Genomic DNA, 17666 nt, shown 5'->3' on the forward strand with positions numbered 1-17666 from the left:
TTGTTCAACAGGTCAACCTCAGCGTCAGATTTTGCCTGCGCCAGCCTTGGCCTTGACGTCCGCAGCCACCTTGTCGGCGCTCAGCGGGCTATAGCTGTAAGGAGGCGTCCAGCCGATGCTGCTGCTCCATGAGCAGCTCAATGCGGTGCCATTCAGGCGCGAGCCGCTGTCACGGTATACGCTTCCACCGTAGTCACCGGCAATCTTGTCACAGCCACTGATGCCGCTGATCTCGAATGCGTTCTGTTCCGAGAAAATCTTCGAACTCTTGCCCACGCCGTGCGCGTAAGAGAACGGATAGATTTTGTGGCTGGTGCTGCCTACATGATAGTTGTTGTACAGGTGGACCTGGCCGAAGCGTACACGCGGCGCGCGAGCCGAAATGTTTTCGAACAGGGTGTTGTGGATAGTGACCTTGAGCTTGCCGTCGTCGGTGGTCTTGCTGTCGCTCGAACCGATCAGGTTGTTCTTCTCGTGGTTCTTGAAGATCGAATACGAGATGGTCACGTAGTTGGCGCCGTTCTTCACGTCCAGAGCACCGTCGTGATGCTGCTTGGGCCGACCGTTGGCGGTACCGTTTTGATCGTCTGTGCGACGGCCGTCAGTGAAGGTCACATGGTCGACCCACACGTTGTTGGCACCTTCGACTGTCAGGCTGTCGTACTCGGAGTTCCAGTTGCCCGCGCTGCCGTCGTCGGCATCCCAGACCGGCTCGGGATCCCACGGGTTCTCAATGGTCAGGTTGCGGATGATCACATCGTTTTCCTTGGCATAGAAAAAACCCTCTCGGATTTCCGCACTGCTGCTGGTGCCCACGATGGTGGTCTTGCCGGGAACGTCCAGACGGCCCCGGACCTTCATGTCCGAGGTCTTGGTGTACGCCTTGCCTTCGCTGACATCGATCAGGCCGGTGATCTTGATGATGCGACCATTGCTGCCCACTGAGGCGGCCAGCGCGCTTTTCAGTTCAGCAGCGTTCTTGACGGTGAAGATGTCCTTCGCAGCCGCTCGTGAGCCGCCTTTGGTGCCACCGTTCTGGGTGGCCCAGCCGGTGGTGGCTACATCGGTTGCGATATCGGCATGAGCAGAAAGACTGGCCAGCATCAGCGAACCGAACAGACCGCTGACGAGTGTGATTGGCAGATTTTTTCGAGACTTAACCATTTAATCTGATCCTTGATTAATTGAGGTACAACTCGCAGTAGACAGCTGCGTGTCTCACCAACAAACGTCCATTTGCCATTAACGCCGCGCAAACAATCCGTTTGCTGCAACGTGAATATACGGGAGAAGAAAACTGTTTATGAAGGTTGTATGACGACAATCTGAGTAAAAGAGAATTTTTGCTATTTGCGAGCTTCGTGGAGAGGGGGTACGTCGATGTTTTCAGAGGGTAATGGCAGCGATGTCGAGATTTTATTGAATAAATACCTTATGAAACAGGTGGTTGTGTTGGTTTGAGCTCGGAGTCGTGTTCGTCACGATCGTGCGCTGTCGGCAGATTGAGGTATGACGTCAGATTGGATGCGCAAATTTTTTGATGGTTAAAATACGTTTGATAACGAGGGGTTGTGATCGACTGGTCAAATGAGTGTCTGGATGCGCCAACTTTACAACAGTAACTTTGGCCGGGATGGAAGTGCCCATCGTTAGTTGTCCGAGGGCATGTTCTGGCGAACGATGAATGGCGTGATATAAATGCGTCGAATGATAACTCTGCTGTTCTGCCTGGTTGCAGAGTATACGGTATCAGGCGAAGGTGTTTGCCGATGTACAGCGCAGAAGGTGCGTTATCGAGACGGAAGCAGGGCCGTCTCGATACGTCCGAGAATTCGCAGATACAGTTTCATGCGCGTCCCGTCACCGGGTGCGGTTTCGACGCGTACGCCGCCCCCGGCGTTCACGGCAAATTCCTGCACCTGGGCCAGACCCAGGCCGGTGCCCAGCCCGGTCTTTTTGGTGGTGAAAAACGGCTCGAAGATTTGCGCTGCCAGATCGCTCCGCATGCCGGGACCATTGTCGGTCACACTGATCACCAGATAGTCGCCTTCGGGCAGTCGAAGGTCATCTTCCACAGACTCCATGCGGGTCGCGATGCACGCCTTGCCAGGCCCGGACATGGCGTCGCGCGCGTTGGCCAGCAGGTTCAGGAGGGCGGCATGCAACTGGGCTTCGACGCACAGCACGCCCCAGCCTTTGGCCTGAAGATCGAAGGACAATTCCATCTCCTCACCGACCGAGCGCAGCAACAGATCACGCGCCGCGTCAAGCCGCTCGCTGACATCGATGCAAATCAGCTCCGGCCCATCCTGACGAACGCTGGACAGCAGGCGACTGACAAGTTGGCGGCCATGTTCAACCGCCTGTAGGCCGGTATCACTGAGGCTTTCCACGTCGGCCGGACGCCGTGCACGCATGCGAACCAGCTGCAGACTGGCGCTCAGCGCCTGGAGAAGGTTATTGAAATCATGAGCGATGCTTGCCGTCAGCATGCCCAGCGATGAAACGCGCTGGGAATGGCGCAGGTTTCGTTCGGTGGCGCGATTATGGTCCTGCGCCTTTTCGAGTTCGTGTGTCAGCGCGGTAGCCCGTTGCTCATGCTGTCCGCTCAACATGCGCAACTGCAGCAAGGCGGCGGTCTGGCGTGCCAGCGCCTGGAGCGCCAGACGCTGCGCATCGCTGAGGCTGCGCGGTTTGGTGTCGATCACGCAGACAGTGCCCATTGGCAGGCCCGCATCGCTGCAGATGGGGGCCCCGGCATAAAAACGGATATGGGGCGGCCCGAGCACCAAGGCGCTGTGCTCGAAACGCGGGTCCTGTGTGGCGTCCTCCACGATCAGCACGTCGGCTGGCGCCAGAATCGCATGGGCGCAGAATGCAAAGTCGCGGTGCGTCTCGCGCACATCCAGACCGATGCAGGCCTTGAACCACTGCCGCTCTCGATCCACCAGCGATACCAGCGCTATCGGCACGTCGCACAGCGTCGTGGCCAGCAGCACCACATCGTCGAAGCCCTGTTCAGGTTCGCTGTCCAGAATGCCGAGATGCTCCAGCGACAGGATTCTGTCTGCCTCGTTGGCGGGGAGGGGGGCAGGACGGTGGGTCATGGGAAGCATCGCGGGAGGGCAGAATATGGCCGTATGATGCCTGTAGATTCAAGGCGACAGCAAGAGACTTCCGAGTGTCTGGTCTGGGGCTTGCAGCCTGCGAAAAGGTCTGGTTACCTTCATGGTCAATCTGCCCGGAGACTCCCGCATGTCAGCCAATGCCGCAACTCGTCCGCCACTGCCACCGTTTACCCGCGAATCGGCCATTGAAAAGGTCCGTCTGGCCGAAGACGGCTGGAACAGCCGCAACCCCGAAAAAGTCGCGCTGGCCTATACGCCAGACACCCAGTGGCGTAATCGTGCCGAGTTCATCACCAATCGCGAACAGGCGCAGCAGTTTCTGGAACGCAAATGGAAGAAGGAACTGGACTACCGTCTGATCAAGGAGCTTTGGGCGTTCGACGGGAACCGCATCGCCGTGCGTTACGCCTATGAATGGCATGACGATTCAGGAAACTGGTTTCGCTCCTACGGCAATGAAAACTGGGAATTCAACGATGATGGTTTGATGGCCAACCGCTTTGCCTGCATCAACGACCTGCCAATCCAGGAGTCGGAGCGCAAATTTCACTGGCCGCTGGGGCGTCGTCCGGATGATCATCCGGGGCTGTCGGAGCTGGGGCTTTAAGCCTGCAAAGCGTTCAACGATGATGGTCCGGGCGAGATAACCCAGCGAGAGAAAAACAGTGGTCGAACGCCGTCAATTCAGCGGGGGAATGAAGGGCAAGAACCTCCGCTACCTGAGCGATGCACAGGGCGAGCAGCCTTTACAGACGCGCGCGGGCTTTTTATTGCTTGAGCATTTCTCTCTGCCCGCTTTCACGCAGGTGCTTGATACGCTGGTGACGGCCAATCTGTTGCGAGCGGAGCTGTTCTGTACCCTGACGTTCGGCCTTGAGGCTGGCGAGGTCATGAGCGACCTGGGTTTGGTCATTCGCCCCGACAGGCGTCTGGATCACGAATCTCTGCACAATCTCGACCTGCTGGTGGTCTGCGGTGGCTATCGAACAGCGCTGAAGGCTGACACTGGTCTGAATGACTTGCTGCAGGCGGGCGCTGAACAGAGCGTGATGCTGGCAGGGTTGTGGAACGGGGCATGGTTTCTGGGCAGTGCCGGGTTGCTCGATGGCTATCGTTGTGCGCTTCATCCCGAGCATCGCCCGGCGCTTGCCGAGATATGCAGGGACGCTCAGGTTACCAGCGAAGCGTTCGTCATAGACCGCGATCGCCTGACGGCCTCCAGTCCCGCAGGCGCGTTTCATATGGCGCTGGAATGGATCGGCTCACTTCACGGCAAGGCACTGGTCGAGGGCATCGAGGATATTCTTTCTTTCGAGGAGTCCCGCTACCGACGCGTCAAGGCTTCACCGCACAGCTCGGTGAGTGCGCCCTTGCGCGAAGTCATCAAGCTCATGGATGCCAATCTGGAAGAGCCGCTGGAGCTTGAGCAACTGGCAGTCTATGCCGGTCGCTCGCGACGTCAGATCGAACGGCTGTTCAAGGAACAGCTGGGTACGACCCCCCAACGCTATTACCTGGAGTTGCGCATCACAGAGGCGCGTCGCTTGCTGCAACATACCGACATGTCTCAGGTAGAGGTGCTGGTGGCGTGTGGCTTCGTTTCACCCAGCCATTTCAGCAAGTGCTACAGCTCGTTTTTCGGTTACAGACCTTCCAGAGAAAAGCGGTTGGCCCGCTGATGCTCTGCGGCGCAGAAAGCGTCCGGGCGCTGAGGCCCGGACGTTCGGTGGGATGACTGCGAGGTTTACAGCTCTTTTTTCAAATGCTTTTCGATCTGCTCAAGCGACTTGCCCTTGGTCTCCGGCAGGCACAGGAACACGAAGATCAGCGAGCCGATGTTGATCGCTGCAAACACGAAGAAGGTCGGGTTGCCGATGACATCGACTGCGATGGGGAAGGCGAACGCCACCGACGCGTTGAACAGCCATTGCATCGACACGGCGACGCCTGTCAGCAGACCTCTGACCTGCATCGGGAACAGTTCCGACATGAGCAGCCAGTAGACCGGCGAGATGCACATCTGCATGAACAACAGAAACACCAGAATGCAGGCGAGGGCAGCATAGCTCTGGGTCAGGTTCTGCGGCATGAACTGCAACACACAGCCGAGTGCGGCCTGCATCAGGATCACGATGACCAGGCCGGTCATCAGCAAATGCCTGCGGCCGTAACGGCCAATCGCCCAGATGCCCAGTAGCGTTGCAATCACCGAAACCACACCGTTGCCGATGGTGGCGGTCAGCGCAGCATTGGTGCCCATGCCAGTGGTCTTGAGAATGATCGGCGTGTAGTACATGAACGCGTTGACGCCGGTGAACTGGGCCGTGAAGCCCAGGCCGACACCGATCAGCAGCAGCTTGATGACCCAGCTCTGGCGCAACAGGTCCTTCACCGCCGGACGGTTGCGGGCCTGCTTGTCCTGAGCCTTCATCTCATCGACTTCGCGCTGGGCGTCTTCCTTGGTGTCGCGCAGCTGCTCCAGCACGTCCTGCGCGTCGTCAAAGCGGCCCTTGGACGCCAGCCAGCGTGGCGAGGGCGGTACGAAGAAAGTGCCGACCAGCAACAGCACGCCTGGAATCATCGCAATGGCCAGCATGTAGCGCCAGATGCCCGGCGTATGCAGCACCGCCGCCATGAAAGCGCTCAGCACGTACGCCAGCAACTGACCGCTGACGATCATCAGCTCGTTACGGCTGACCAGTCGGGCACGGCGTGACGGGCCGGCGATCTCGGCGATGAACACCGGCACAGTGGCCGAGCCACCGCCCACCGCGACGCCGAGCACGAAGCGCGCAGCGATCATGAACGGGATCGACGGGGCCATTGCTGTGCCCAAAGCGCCGAAAATGAACAGGATCGACAACAGGCGCAGTGTCACGCGTCGTCCATAGCGGTCCGAGATATAACCGCTGGCGAGCGAGCCGAAAGCGGCGCCGACGATGAGTGATGCGGTAACCAGACCCTCCGTGTACGCATTGAGCCCCAGCCCGCCCTGGTCCATGGGCAACGTCATGAAAGGCAATGCGCCAGCGATGATGCCGGTGTCATAGCCGAAGGCGAGTGCGCCCATGGTTGCAACGAGAACTGAAATGAAGATCAATCGGCCGGGTGAAGCCTGCTTTCGACCCGGCTGGCCAGCCGCTGTCGAGGTGATGCTTGAAGACATGAATATAAAGTCCTTCACGTGGAACCAGCGTCGTGCCAGTACAGATGTGAGGCTTAGGGCGGTGTCGGCGGTGTGAGTTCCGTAAGAAAGGAAAATCGATTCAGCTTGTTAAGATTTTAGGTGTGGACAACAGGGTCATGATTGTCTTTTCAGGCGTCGGCGCTTGCCTTGAACACCAGGCTTGGGGCTTGGCCCGGCACGTCATCCTGGATGCCAATGCGCTGCATGCCAATTTTCTCAAGCACCTTGATAGAAGCCGCATGATCAGGCCGTACCAGCCCGTAGACATCAGGCAACTGTAGCGTTTCGAAGGCGTGGACCAGTCCCGCTTTACCCAGTTGCGTAGCGAATCCTTTGCCCCATGCGCTAACCGCGAAGCGATAACCCAGATTGACGCGCATCTCGCCCAGATAGTCGTGGTGTGCGATGCCGCCGAACCCAATCACCTGATCTGGCGAATACTCAGTAGTAACGGCCCACCAGCCATAACCCTGCAGGGACCAATGCTCAAGCCAGCGCTCCAGGACTTTTTCGGCATGAGCAAGGGTGCGCAACGGGCCTGCCGGATTGAACAGGTGGGTTTGTGGATCGCCGTAAATGTCGAAAAGCGCTGGCAGGTCAGCGTGCGTGGGTTTCCTGTAGAGCAAGCGTAAATGGCGTTCAGTCATTGTGTTGTCACTGTTGAGAGGCATCGGATGGGTGTACTGCAGTCTGATGAGACTGCACGAAATCCACAAAAGCCCGCAAGGGCGACGGCAGGTATCGTCGTCCGGGGTAGTAAAGATACGGCCCGGGAAAACTCGGCCACCATGATTCAAGAACGGGCTCCAGTTCGCCCGTGTCGAAGTAGGGCTTGAGCCACTCATCGAACAGATTGATAACACCCAACCCGTCAATGGCGGACTGTACGGCCAATTCGACGCCACCGCCGATGCTGAAAATCATCGGGCCGCTCGGATCGACGCGGAGGGTCTCGTGCGGGTTTTCGTACTCCCAGAGCGGAATTGAGCCGCTGGGGAATTTGCCTCGCAGGCAGGCGTGGTCGAGCAGGTCCCGAGGGTGCCCGGGACGGCCCCGAACGTCGAGGTACTTGGGCGAAGCTGCGGTGGCGAAGCGCTGGGTGCGCGGTCCGATGGGCACAGCGATCATGTCCTGCTCCAGTCGCTCGTCATAGCGAATGCCGGCATCGCATCCGGCCGCGAGTATGTCGACGAAGCTTTCCTCAATGATCACTTCGAGGCGGATATCGGGGTAGGTTTGCAAAAAGGGTGTGACGATCGACGGCAGCACCAGTCGGGCGACGCTGAGCGGCACGTTCAGTTTCAGAGATCCCGAGGGACGGTCACGAAAATCGTTGACCACGTCCAAAGCCGATTCGACTTCGCCCAGCGCGGGAACGATGCGTTCCATCAGTTTTGCGCCCGCTTCGGTGGGCAAAACACTGCGCGTGGTGCGGTTGAGCAGCCGAACGCCCAGCCGGGTTTCCATCCGGCGAATGGCGTCGCTGAGGCTGGAGGCGGATTGTCCGCTCAAACGCGCCGCCTCACGAAAGCCCTTGGCGTTGACGACCGCCACGAAGGCGAGCAAATCCTGAAGGTCGGTTTTCATTGTTCTCCCTACCGTACAACCTGTGCAGATTGCACCCGATTATCGTAGCAGTGCTCGACGCATATAGTGCGACTCACACCTTCAAACGAGACACATCAGATGAGCACTGCGAGCAATTCAGACACATTTATGCTGGGTGACCTGAGGGTCAACCGCATGGGATACGGGGCCATGCAGTTGGCAGGTCCGCAGGTGTTCGGCCCGGCAAAAGATCCGGCGGCAGCGGTCGCGGTCCTTAGCGAAGCGGTGAAGGCGGGCGTCAACCATATCGACACGGCCGACTTTTACGGCCCGCATGTCACCAACCAGTTGATCCGTGAGGCACTGCATCCTTATGCCGAGGAGCTTGTCATCGTCACCAAGGTCGGCGTCATGCGCGGTACCGATGCGTCCTGGAATCCGGCACAACGCCCGGAAGAGCTGGTCCGCGCTGTGCACGACAACCTGCGCAATCTTGGGCTGGACGTTCTGGATGTTGTCAATTTTCGGGCCTGGGGTGCTCACCAGGCGCCTTCTGAAGGCTCCATAGAAGCATCGTTCACCGCGCTCGCAGAGTTGCAGCGTCAGGGACTCATCCGTCATCTGGGCCTCAGCAATGTGACGGCAGCACAGGTGCAAGAAGCTCAGGGCATTGCTGATATTGTCTGCGTGCAAAATCACTACAACCTGTCCCATCGAGTCGACGAATCCCTGATTTCGGAACTGGGCAGGCAGGGCATCGCTTATGTGCCGTTCTTTCCGTTGGGAGGTTTTTCGCCGTTGCAATCGGCGACTCTGTCACGCGTAGCCACGGCAATGGGCGCGTCAACGCTATGCGTGGCGTTGGCCTGGCTGATGCAGCGTGGCGACAACATTCTGTTGATTCCCGGAACGTCCTCGGTGGCGCATCTCAGGGAAAACCTCAGTGCGTGTAGCCTGGTGATTCCCCCTGAGCTTTTGGCCGAGCTGGACAGTATTGCCTGACGAACGCGTTGGCGAAGCGTTTTAACCCAATCGACCTGCCTGGCGCAGCAAGGCGCCAATGCGTTTGATCTCTTACTCACCCTGATCAAGCGCCGCCTTGCTGGTGTGCACCGAGTAGTAACCCATCACCATATCGTGCGGATGCTTGATGGCAGAACCGAGCCGCCGACGGTGCTTCCTGTGAATTGACGTCACAGCTGGTGTGCCCCGCCGGCTGTATCAAGCGCACAGGTGCTGCTCTAACCTTTTTGTCAGCCGAGATCACAGCGTTGGACGCTGGTCATGATCCCGGGAATGCCAACAGAGAGGATGCACCGTGATCTCTTGTACTCGGACCGAAAACACCTGAGTCCACGAATCAGAACCTTTATCGATTTCTTTCAGGGCAAGTGGCGCGAGCACCCGTGGGGCGTCATTTGCGAATGATCACGATCTCCAGGTATTCCGCTGGAACGACCAGTGACTTTCTGGAAGAGCGATTCATCCGGTTGAGCAATTCACTCAAATCAGCCTTCAGATCCTCCGCCTCAGCTTTTGAAAGTGCCTTGAATGCCTTATGCACCGGGCCGTACCAACGGCTGAACGTTTCGACGAAATGCTCTGCTGATCGGTAGCGGAAGTTGAACAGCCTGAGGTTGCTCCGAATCTCGGCTGCCTCGCCTGCGAACAGCCTGTGAATATGGCCCTTGACGCCCCAGTCCGAGGGCCTTGTCGCGCCCTTGGGAGGAGAAATGTAGCGGCTCAGTGTCGAGAACATCTGGCCCACGAACCCTTCGGGCGTCCAGCACGTCAAGCCTATTCTGCCATTGGGGCGACACACTCTGGTCAGTTCCGCTGCTGCTCGCTCCTGATCCGGAGTGAACATCACGCCAAAGGTCGACAGCACCGCGTCAAATGTCGCGTCCTCGAACGGGAGCGCTTCTGCATCGGCTTCCTGGAACGCAACATCAAAATGCTCGGCGCGTGCCCGTTCCCTGCCTCGCTCCAGCAGTGCGGCCACATAGTCGGTGGAGGTGACGATGCAGCCTCGCCGAGCGGCCGCGAGCGTCGCGTTTCCGTTCCCGGCAGCGACATCCAGTACGTAGTCGTCATGGTTCAAATCGCAGGCTTCAGCCAGTAGTTCGCCTGTAAGGGATAAGGTGGTGCCGATAACGGTGTAATCGCCACTGCTCCAGGCTTGTTTCTGTCTGGCCTTGATGGCTTGCAGATCGGTTGGGGTGTGCATGATAGGTGTCCTTTCCCGGCAGATTGGAGAGGCAGGCACCCTGGCAGCGAAGATGGGCAACGGTAGGGTATGTAAGGAGATTGACCGGGCGGCTGAAAGGCGCCCGGCCGGTGCTCTAGGTGCGCTTGCCTGAATGATCAAGCATAGCGGCGGTGTCGGCTTTGCCTGTACGCGAGGGGGTGAGTGGTCGTTCGTTGCAGCCCGGCTTTGTAACCGGATTCTACGAGACTACTTTATTCTGGACGTCATGTAGATAAGGCGTACCGTGGCAAGCGTGATGGCTTCTGCATCGCCCTTGATTGTTTCAAGATTTGATCTGTCCAGACTCTCTTCATCGGAGCGGGCTTCGATCAGCCGGGTGACGTGATAAAGATTCTGGGTCACTTCGTGCAGGCTGCCATGCAAACGGCCGAGTACTCGATTCAGCCGTTCCGAATGAGTGTTTCCGGGGGCATCTGTCTGAGGGGTGGAGCGTTCGAGACTGAATCCGGTAACCACGTAAGTGACATCAATGCCGGCATCGGAAATGCGTGAAAGGTAGTCGGCCCTTGGAGAGCGTATGCCACTTTCGTAGTTGCTCTGCGCATTCGTTTCTACGCCCCCGATGGCACCCAGTGCGCTTTGGGAGAGCTTCAAGCGCAGCCTTTCCCGTTTAAGTCGTGGACCAATTCCTGTCATATATCTGTCCTCAAGACTCCGTTCACCGATAGTGTTTCGGCAATAGCGCAATGATTAAGGTTTGCCAGCCAGCGTCTACGACGAGCATCGGAGCTCGGTCCGGTTCCAATACGCCTTAGAGCACGTGCGCAACTTCAGAAAACGCCTGAAAATGCTTACATATTGTAATAGATGACTTGAATGGTTTGGTACTTTTTTATACCAAGTTGAACGACTGTCGTGGGGCGGCTGCCATTGGATGAGCTAGCGAGACCTGTGTGAGGGCCTCGCTTCGCCTGGCGCTTGGGAGTCGGCGTCTAGAGGCAACGAGCGGTGGGTTGCTGAGCCCAGCGTTCAGCGGTACCCGCAATCTTTTCCGCCAGGCGGCCAACGGCTTTCTGGTGCGCAATGATCAGACTTTCCATACCTGTTCCCGTCTGTTCACGGATCACGCTGCTGCAGGTCAGGTGGGTTCGCTTGTCGCCCGCCGTCGCGCCTGCGCTGCGCTGAGTCAGGGTCCAGACCACATCGATCAGCGCGTAATTGCCGGGTACCGATTCGAAGCGTCGCACGTCCGTACGGATGGACAAGAGGGGCTGCTCGGTATTCTTGGGAAGCCCTGCCATGTCGCGACTGCCGAAGCGGCGCTCAAGCTGGGGCGTCAGCGCATCATGAAACTCGTCACCCAGCGGCGAGCCCCAGCGCTCCGTGTCGAGTATCGCCAGGCTGCCATCGCCCTGACGTACCACCAGCGGCGGCTGGTCGACCTGTACCGGCATGATGACCGGGAGCATTTCAAACTGGAAAGGCGCTGCCTGGCTGGCGGTGGTGTTCGACGCCATCGGCGCGATGAGCGTGTAGTAATGGGTCTGGGTCGAGGTGCAGGCACTGATGCCCAGCGCAGCGGTCAGGACTGCCAGTTTAAGGCGCAGGGTCATTGGTTCGGCTCCGCAATGGCTCGGGATGAAGAGGGGGCGTTGAATGAACGTGGGGCGGCATCGCCTGTACGACCCCGGATCAGCGATTCAGGATGGCGGCTGAGGAAGTCGGTCAGCACGCGAACCGAGCGGGCAGTGCGCTGTACCTCATCCATTGCCTGGCCCAGTTGCTGACGGGCAGGTGAATCTTCAGCCAGCGAGTCGTTGGCGGTCCCGAGGGTTTTCTCCGCCTGCTGCAAAGTGCCACGCATCTGCGGCAGGATGCTGCTGTTGACCTGTTTGAGGGTCTTCTGAAGCTCGCTCAGGCTGCCATTGAGGTTGGCGGCCAACTGGTCGATCGGCAGGTCGCTGAGTTTTTCGACGAATGCCTGCAACTGTTCCTGCAGTTTGTCGAAGCTGCCCGGCACGGTCGGAATTTCCAGAGGACGGGCCTTGGGGTTGAACGTCACTTTCGGTGCCTTCGGGTCGAACTCCATGGCGATGTACAACTGACCGGTCAGCAGGTTGCCGTTGCGAACCTGCGCCCGCAGTCCGTTGGCGACGAATGCGCCCAGAACCCTGGCCGACTGTTCTTCTTCGTCTCCCTTGCCACCCAGCTCCTTGAGCTTGGATTCAGCTGCGCCGAGGCGCTTGGGGTAGATCACTGCGCCGACGATGCCTGGGAACGTCTTGGTGGCCGGATCGTAATCCAGATCCACCGACACCACTTTGCCGATATTGACCCCGAGGAAGTCGACTGGCGAGTTGACGGTCAGGCCACGCAGCGACTGGTTGAAGCGCATGCGGATGTAGCGGGGTTCGCCGTCTGGCGGGGCCATCGCGGTAGCCTGGTCGTCGAATATCTTGAACTCGGCATTTTCGTCAGCCGGCTTGGAGTCCGGGCTCCAGTTGGGTTCGCGAAACGCCACGCCGCCCGAGATGATCGAGGTCAGCGACTGGGTATTGATCTTGAGGCCCGAGGCGCCAACGGTGACGTCCACGCCGCTGGCGTTCCAGAAACGGGTATCGGTGGTGATGTACTGGTCGTTGGGCGAGCTGATGAAAATCTGGATGTCGACGCCACGACCATCCTTGGAAAGGTCATAGCCGACGACCTGACCGACCTGAATACGGCGGAAATAGATCGGCGAACCGATGTCCAGTGACCCGAGGTCATCGGTATGCAGGGTAAAGCGCTTGCCCTTCTCGCCGAACGTCACCGGAGGCGGCGTTTCCAGGCCGGTGAAGTCATTCTTGGTGTCCTGTGCGCTGCCTGCGTCCGCGCCGATGAAAGCGCCCGACAGCAAGGTATCGACGCCGGATACACCGTGCGCACCGATACGCGGCCTTACCACCCAGAACTGACTGTCGATACGGGTGAACGGATGCGCAGTGTTATTCAGTTCGATGGTCGCCAGCACATGGGTGCGGTCATCGCTGAGGGTGATGTCGGTCACCATGCCGATGACCACATTCTTGTACTTGACCTGGGTCTTGTTGGCTTCGAGACCCTCCGCCGTGAGAAAGCTCACGGTGATCCTCGGGCCGATGTTCATCCAGTCATGAAAGGCCATGGACAGGCCGATCAGCCCCGCGACGATAGGCACCAGCCAGATCAGCGAAATGCGCACTCGGCGCCGCTTGACCTCGGGGCGGGGCATCGAAGCAGATGGGGGGAGGGTATTGTCAGGCATCTTCAACCTCTGCGTCCCAGATAAGCCGGGGATCGAAACTCATGGCGGCGAACATCGTCATCACCACAACCAAACCAAAAAACAGAATGCCGATCCGTGGCTCGATGGTGCTCAGCTCACGAAACTGCACAAGGGATGCCACGAGGGCGACGACCAGTACATCGAGCATCGACCAATAGCCGATCAGTTCGATGAACCGGTAAAGACGGGCGCGCTCGCGCATGGCCCAGCGGCTGCGGCGCTGGCAGGTGATCAGCAGCATGCCCAGCACCAGAAATTTGATGCACGGCACGACCACACTGGCAACGAAGATCAATATCGCAATGTCCCACGAGCCGCTTTCGAAGAATTCGATGACGCCGCTCATGATGGTGTTCTGACTGCTGTTGCCCAGCAACGCGGTGTACATCACCGGCAATGTATTGGCCGGAATGTAGAAAATCAGCGCCGCGATCAGATAGGCCCAGGTGCGATTGATGCTGTTGGGCTTGCGCCGGTGCACAGGGGAATCGCAGCGCGGGCAGCGGCTGGCGTCTTCCTGGCAGGCGTAACCGCAGGTGTGGCACAGGCACAGTTTGTGTTCATGGGCGAAGGGGATGCCGTTCATTCAGCCTTGACTCCCAGTTCGTCCCACAGATCACGAATACCCTTGTTGGCGATCAGCAGAATCAGCACCATCAGCATTGCCATGGCCCACAGTCCGACGCCGGGGTGCACATCGAGCATGCCCGCCAGCTTGATGATCGCCACCAGAATGCCCAGCATGCAGACTTCCAGCATGCTCCAGGGGCGCAAGTGTTCCAGTGCCCGCATGCAGGTCTTGAAGCCTGGCGCGATGACGCCCCTGTTGGCATGCAGCAGCACCCAGAACAGCAAGGCGATCTGCAACAGCGGTGCGAAGATGATCGCGACACCTGCGACCAGAGCGATGATGGTGATGCGCCCCTGAGCCAGTGCCTCGACCGATTGCCAGAGCGTGACCTCATTGGTCAGGCCTTTCATGCTGATGCTGATCACCGGAAAGATATTGGCGAACACGAAAAAGATCGCGGCGGCAATGGTCAGGGCCAGCAATTGCTCAATGCTCATGCGCCGTCCCCGGCCGAGCACTGCTCGGCAGCGCAGGCAGAACGCGGCCTCGCCGGGTTTGAGTGGCTGAGCTTCATACAGCGAATCGCAGTGTTCGCAGATGATCAGATCCGGTGGGTGTCTAGTGGAATGCACAGTGCTCATCGACGCCGTTGATGCAGAGTTCTGGTTGGAAAATCGGAGGTTCGGAAAGATACCTCGTTATTGGCTTTGCGGTGTTTTTTTCTGTGCGTTCCGTAACAATCCTGCAAGGCTGCAAGATTGACCGCTGAGGCTGGCGGTGGTTCATGTCATCGGGCCATTATCTCTGCGTTGGCCGAAGCAGCCGAGGGCACGGTTGTCAGCACTGTCCGCGCCTGCGAACACCGGCAGTGCTGACTGACCACCGTCAAGGCTTGCCTGGTCTGGCGCGCTGTTTGAGATAACCCAGCAGTTGGCGAGCTGCCTGGGGGACATTGTGCTCGTCGAAGGTCATGCAGATGGCTCTGGTGTCGTCCTCGATGGTGATCTCGTACTGATTCAAGTCTCGCCCGTCTTTATTGAAGGCTTCGCCCGAAGTGTTCAGTCCGCTGTCACTCACCAGCCGCTCAAGCTGTTCGGCCTCGGGTTGTTCGAGGGTGGTGGTATCCACCTCGCATCGCTTTATCGCACCCGCAAAACCGCCCGATTGGACCAGACAGACTTTCATCGCTACACCTCTTCAATGTTCAGACCTTGACCCCGACCTTCTTCCAGGCGGCCTGAACGGCTTTTTTGGCATCTGCACCGAAACGCGGGTCGCTGGCGACTTTAACGCTGATTCTGGCGCAATCGACGAACTGGCTGTCCGATGCCAGTTCCAGCATGGTTTCATACCAGATTCTGCCCGCCACTTCCCAGGCATTTCCGCCGAGCGCCTTGGCGACCAGCACGAAAGCACGATTGGGGATGCCCGAATTGATATGAACGCCACCCCGGTCCTTGGCGCCGGTGTACAGGTCAGCCATGGTGGCCGGTTGTGGGTCGTCGCCCAGATCGGGGTCGTTGGCGTAGGCGGTTCCGGGCTTCTCCATGTCACGAATCCCGCGGCGGGTCGGGGCAGGGACCAGCAGTTCCTTGCCGACTACCCAGTCCGACTCTTCGGCGCTGGTGCCTTCTTTCCACTGGCGCACCAGCATGCCGAAGACGTCGGCGAAATGTTCGTTCAATGCGCCCGACTGGCCGCGGTACTCCAGATTCGACGTAAAACTCTGCACGCCGTGGGTCAGTTCATGGCCAATGACTTCAAGGCTGCCGGTGAAGCGCTTGAAGACCAGATCGTCGCCATCGCCGTACGCCATCTGGCTGCCGTTCCAGTACGCATTGCTCAGGGGGACATAATCGCCCTGAAAGTCGACTTCAGCGACATGCACGGTCGAAACCAGTGCCATGCCGGCATCGTCCAGCGAGTTGCGCTCGAACAATTGCTGGTAAAAATCGTAGACATCACCCGAACCGTCATAGGCTTCATCGATTGCCTTGTCGCCACTGGGCTTCTGACCTTCGGAGCGCACCACCTTGCCAGGCAACTGATCGGTGCCTTTGGCATCGTGAATGACCCGATGTTTGGTGCCGCTCGGTGATTTTACGGCATGCATCGAGGGCATGGTCCGGGCCGTCAGGCGCGAGGCCAGGAATGCAGAACTGCCGGTCAGGTTGGCGATGGCCCGCGCACTGATACCAGGTTGCGGAGACTGCGCCATATGCTCGAGCATGTAAGGCGGGATGAAGCAATGCAGGGAATGTCTATCGCACATGTGAAACTCCTGTAGTAATGCACCGATAGCAGTAAGCCATCGATCAACATGGTCGCAGGGGGTTTGACAGGTGAAAAACGGGTTTTATGCCAAAGAAATATTTGATTACATGATGATCGGTATGCAAACCGGTAACCCTGATCGCCCATAGTCAATCCGGCCGGGCGTTGGCGGCTATCTTCGATGGCCTGCGTCACCTCGACACAGTCGCTCGATCGACGCGCCGGGAATGCTAGACTCGCGCCACTTCAGACGAGGAGCAGACTCACGTGCGCAAGACGGTAATGATCATGGCAGTGCTGGCACTTGCCGGATGCGATGCAGGCGGTTCCCGGGCTCCTGCCCGAGACAAGGCTCAGGACACCGTTCAGACTGCGCCGGTTACCGGCCCGCAGTGGTTCATCCAGATGAACTCCAGGGAGGCGGTCAGCGACACCAGTGCCTGGTTGCTTGAACGCAGTTACGTGCCCGTCATTGTCACGATAGACGGCAAGCAGCAAATGTTGCTTGGTCCTTACCAGAGCGAGGTTGAAGCCGAAGAGCAGCGTATCGCCCTGCAGGCCAAGGTCAGCAAATCACACCGCTTTGCCAAGCCTTCGGTGGTGCAGTACACCCGCTGAGGCGTCGGACAGCAAAAGGGCGTGATCGCCATACCGCGATCACGCCCTTTTTTTGCCTGGTGCGGTGTGCCGATCAGCGACGACCCAGCAGCAAGCCCACGACCAGCCCGAAGCCTGCAGAAACGGCCACGGTCTGCCATGGATGTCCGCCGATGTAGGTTTCGGTGGCATCCACCGCGGGCTTGGCGCGATCGCGCACGCTTGCTACCGAATCCAGTGCCTGCTTGAGCTTGAGGCTCAGTTGCGCGCGCAGGGTCTCTGCGTCCTCGCCTACCAGCGCTGCGCTGTCCTTGAGCAGTTTGTCGGATTCCTCGATCAGTGCCTGCAGGTCGCTGAATGCCTGATCCTTGATCTGATCGGCAGCAGTTTGGGCAGAGGTCTTACGAGCCATGGCATTTTCCTTTTCAAGTGATGGCAACAGTGATCAATGGAGTCTCTGTCTTCGCGAAAAGTTGCACCGGCTTGAATGACCTGACGCAGGGCTCTGCAAATAAACACCATTACGGGTGTAAGATGCAGCCGTTTTTAGCCGTAGGTGAACGTTATGAGTTTCAATCTGGCCAACCGGCCCCTTCCTGAACGCGCCGCTATCGAAGATGAAAAGTCCCGCCTGTTCGACCTGTGGCAGAGCAATCTGGGCAAGGCCAAGGGCGAGGCCGCACGGTTGATGGGCGAGCGTGCCAAGCGCAAGGGCAAATGGTCGGAGTGGGTCCGTTCCGAGCTGGACACCATGAGCCCGCCGGAATACGCCAACATGGTGCGCAGTGAAGTCAATCGCTTGATGGCGGCTGCCAAGTAGCAGGCACTTGCATCATGCAGACCGC

General features: G+C 58.6%; 19 protein-coding genes and 1 pseudogene. 5 read left to right on the forward strand and 15 right to left on the reverse strand.

Annotated elements, in window-relative coordinates; translation table 11 throughout:
* Positions 1 to 24 precede the first annotated feature (24 nt).
* Both JTJ32_RS04770 and JTJ32_RS04775 read right to left on the reverse strand, forming a co-directional pair.
* Positions 25 to 1164: a pectate lyase family protein gene (locus tag JTJ32_RS04770; RefSeq protein WP_210041162.1), complete on the reverse strand. Its 1140-nt coding sequence runs from the start codon at positions 1162 to 1164 to the stop codon at positions 25 to 27.
* 626 nt (positions 1165 to 1790) lie between these two features.
* Positions 1791 to 3107 (reverse strand): sensor histidine kinase, encoded by a 1317-nt coding sequence (locus JTJ32_RS04775; protein ID WP_210041164.1) that lies wholly within the window; start codon positions 3105 to 3107, stop codon positions 1791 to 1793.
* 148 nt (positions 3108 to 3255) lie between these two features.
* Between JTJ32_RS04775 and JTJ32_RS04780 the strand changes: the two genes are divergently transcribed.
* Both JTJ32_RS04780 and JTJ32_RS04785 read left to right on the forward strand, forming a co-directional pair.
* The gene (locus tag JTJ32_RS04780) at positions 3256 to 3735 is read left to right on the forward strand and encodes a nuclear transport factor 2 family protein (protein WP_099230141.1); all 480 of its coding nucleotides are present in this window, start codon (positions 3256 to 3258) and stop codon (positions 3733 to 3735) included.
* A gap of 58 nt (positions 3736 to 3793) precedes the next feature.
* Positions 3794 to 4807, forward strand: a complete 1014-nt coding sequence (locus tag JTJ32_RS04785) for a GlxA family transcriptional regulator (protein ID WP_210041166.1) — start codon at positions 3794 to 3796, stop codon at positions 4805 to 4807.
* 65 nt (positions 4808 to 4872) lie between these two features.
* Here JTJ32_RS04785 and JTJ32_RS04790 read toward each other — a convergent pair whose 3' ends face one another.
* The 3 genes from JTJ32_RS04790 to JTJ32_RS04800 form a co-directional block, all read right to left on the reverse strand.
* The gene (locus JTJ32_RS04790) at positions 4873 to 6294 is read right to left on the reverse strand and encodes a sugar porter family MFS transporter (protein ID WP_210041168.1); all 1422 of its coding nucleotides are present in this window, start codon (positions 6292 to 6294) and stop codon (positions 4873 to 4875) included.
* 149 nt (positions 6295 to 6443) lie between these two features.
* A complete protein-coding gene (locus tag JTJ32_RS04795; protein WP_210041170.1) occupies positions 6444 to 6962 on the reverse strand; it encodes a GNAT family N-acetyltransferase in 519 nt (172 codons plus the stop codon).
* Positions 6963 to 6969: 7 nt separating this feature from the next.
* Positions 6970 to 7902 (reverse strand): LysR family transcriptional regulator, encoded by a 933-nt coding sequence (locus JTJ32_RS04800; protein WP_210041172.1) that lies wholly within the window; start codon positions 7900 to 7902, stop codon positions 6970 to 6972.
* Between the two features lie 99 nt (positions 7903 to 8001).
* Here JTJ32_RS04800 and JTJ32_RS04805 point away from each other — a divergent pair, with 99 nt between their 5' ends.
* Positions 8002 to 8865 carry an aldo/keto reductase family oxidoreductase gene (locus JTJ32_RS04805; protein ID WP_210041174.1) on the forward strand — a complete coding sequence of 288 codons (864 nt, stop codon included), beginning with the start codon at positions 8002 to 8004 and terminating at the stop codon, positions 8863 to 8865.
* A gap of 72 nt (positions 8866 to 8937) precedes the next feature.
* Here the strand turns inward: JTJ32_RS04805 and JTJ32_RS04810 are convergent.
* The 9 genes and pseudogenes from JTJ32_RS04810 to JTJ32_RS04850 all read right to left on the reverse strand — a co-directional run.
* Positions 8938 to 9027 (reverse strand): annotated as a pseudogene (locus JTJ32_RS04810) (pirin family protein); the annotation flags it as partial.
* Between the two features lie 250 nt (positions 9028 to 9277).
* A complete protein-coding gene (locus JTJ32_RS04815) occupies positions 9278 to 10090 on the reverse strand; it encodes a class I SAM-dependent methyltransferase (RefSeq protein WP_184322953.1) in 813 nt (270 codons plus the stop codon).
* A gap of 228 nt (positions 10091 to 10318) precedes the next feature.
* Positions 10319 to 10768, reverse strand: a complete 450-nt coding sequence (locus tag JTJ32_RS04820) for a helix-turn-helix domain-containing protein (RefSeq protein WP_184322952.1) — start codon at positions 10766 to 10768, stop codon at positions 10319 to 10321.
* Between the two features lie 296 nt (positions 10769 to 11064).
* On the reverse strand, positions 11065 to 11685 hold the full coding sequence (locus tag JTJ32_RS04825) for a PqiC family protein (RefSeq protein ID WP_210041176.1): 621 nt from the start codon (positions 11683 to 11685) through the stop codon (positions 11065 to 11067).
* On the reverse strand, positions 11682 to 13358 hold the full coding sequence (locus JTJ32_RS04830) for a PqiB family protein (RefSeq protein ID WP_184322950.1): 1677 nt from the start codon (positions 13356 to 13358) through the stop codon (positions 11682 to 11684). Before JTJ32_RS04830 ends, JTJ32_RS04825 begins: the two co-directional genes overlap by 4 nt.
* The gene (locus JTJ32_RS04835; RefSeq protein ID WP_099230173.1) at positions 13351 to 13965 is read right to left on the reverse strand and encodes a paraquat-inducible protein A; all 615 of its coding nucleotides are present in this window, start codon (positions 13963 to 13965) and stop codon (positions 13351 to 13353) included. The genes JTJ32_RS04830 and JTJ32_RS04835 overlap by 8 nt, the downstream gene beginning before the upstream one ends.
* Positions 13962 to 14591, reverse strand: a complete 630-nt coding sequence (locus JTJ32_RS04840) for a paraquat-inducible protein A (protein ID WP_099230175.1) — start codon at positions 14589 to 14591, stop codon at positions 13962 to 13964. Before JTJ32_RS04840 ends, JTJ32_RS04835 begins: the two co-directional genes overlap by 4 nt.
* A 244-nt stretch (positions 14592 to 14835) precedes the next feature.
* Positions 14836 to 15135, reverse strand: a complete 300-nt coding sequence (locus JTJ32_RS04845; RefSeq protein WP_099230177.1) for a protealysin inhibitor emfourin — start codon at positions 15133 to 15135, stop codon at positions 14836 to 14838.
* Positions 15136 to 15154: 19 nt separating this feature from the next.
* Positions 15155 to 16222: a M4 family metallopeptidase gene (locus tag JTJ32_RS04850; protein WP_099230179.1), complete on the reverse strand. Its 1068-nt coding sequence runs from the start codon at positions 16220 to 16222 to the stop codon at positions 15155 to 15157.
* Positions 16223 to 16491: 269 nt separating this feature from the next.
* On the opposite strand from JTJ32_RS04850, the gene JTJ32_RS04855 reads away from it, so the two are divergent.
* Complete coding sequence (locus JTJ32_RS04855; protein WP_210041178.1) at positions 16492 to 16842, forward strand: hypothetical protein; 351 nt, start codon at positions 16492 to 16494, stop codon at positions 16840 to 16842.
* A gap of 73 nt (positions 16843 to 16915) precedes the next feature.
* Here JTJ32_RS04855 and JTJ32_RS04860 read toward each other — a convergent pair whose 3' ends face one another.
* Entirely contained in the window at positions 16916 to 17233 is a 318-nt protein-coding gene (locus tag JTJ32_RS04860; RefSeq protein WP_099230181.1) for an ElaB/YgaM/YqjD family protein, read from the reverse strand.
* A 153-nt stretch (positions 17234 to 17386) separates the two neighbouring features.
* On the opposite strand from JTJ32_RS04860, the gene JTJ32_RS04865 reads away from it, so the two are divergent.
* A complete protein-coding gene (locus tag JTJ32_RS04865) occupies positions 17387 to 17641 on the forward strand; it encodes a hypothetical protein (RefSeq protein WP_004882073.1) in 255 nt (84 codons plus the stop codon).
* Positions 17642 to 17666: the final 25 nt, after the last annotated feature.

The organism is Pseudomonas alliivorans, assembly GCF_017826695.1.
GTDB lineage: Bacteria > Pseudomonadota > Gammaproteobacteria > Pseudomonadales > Pseudomonadaceae > Aquipseudomonas > Aquipseudomonas alliivorans.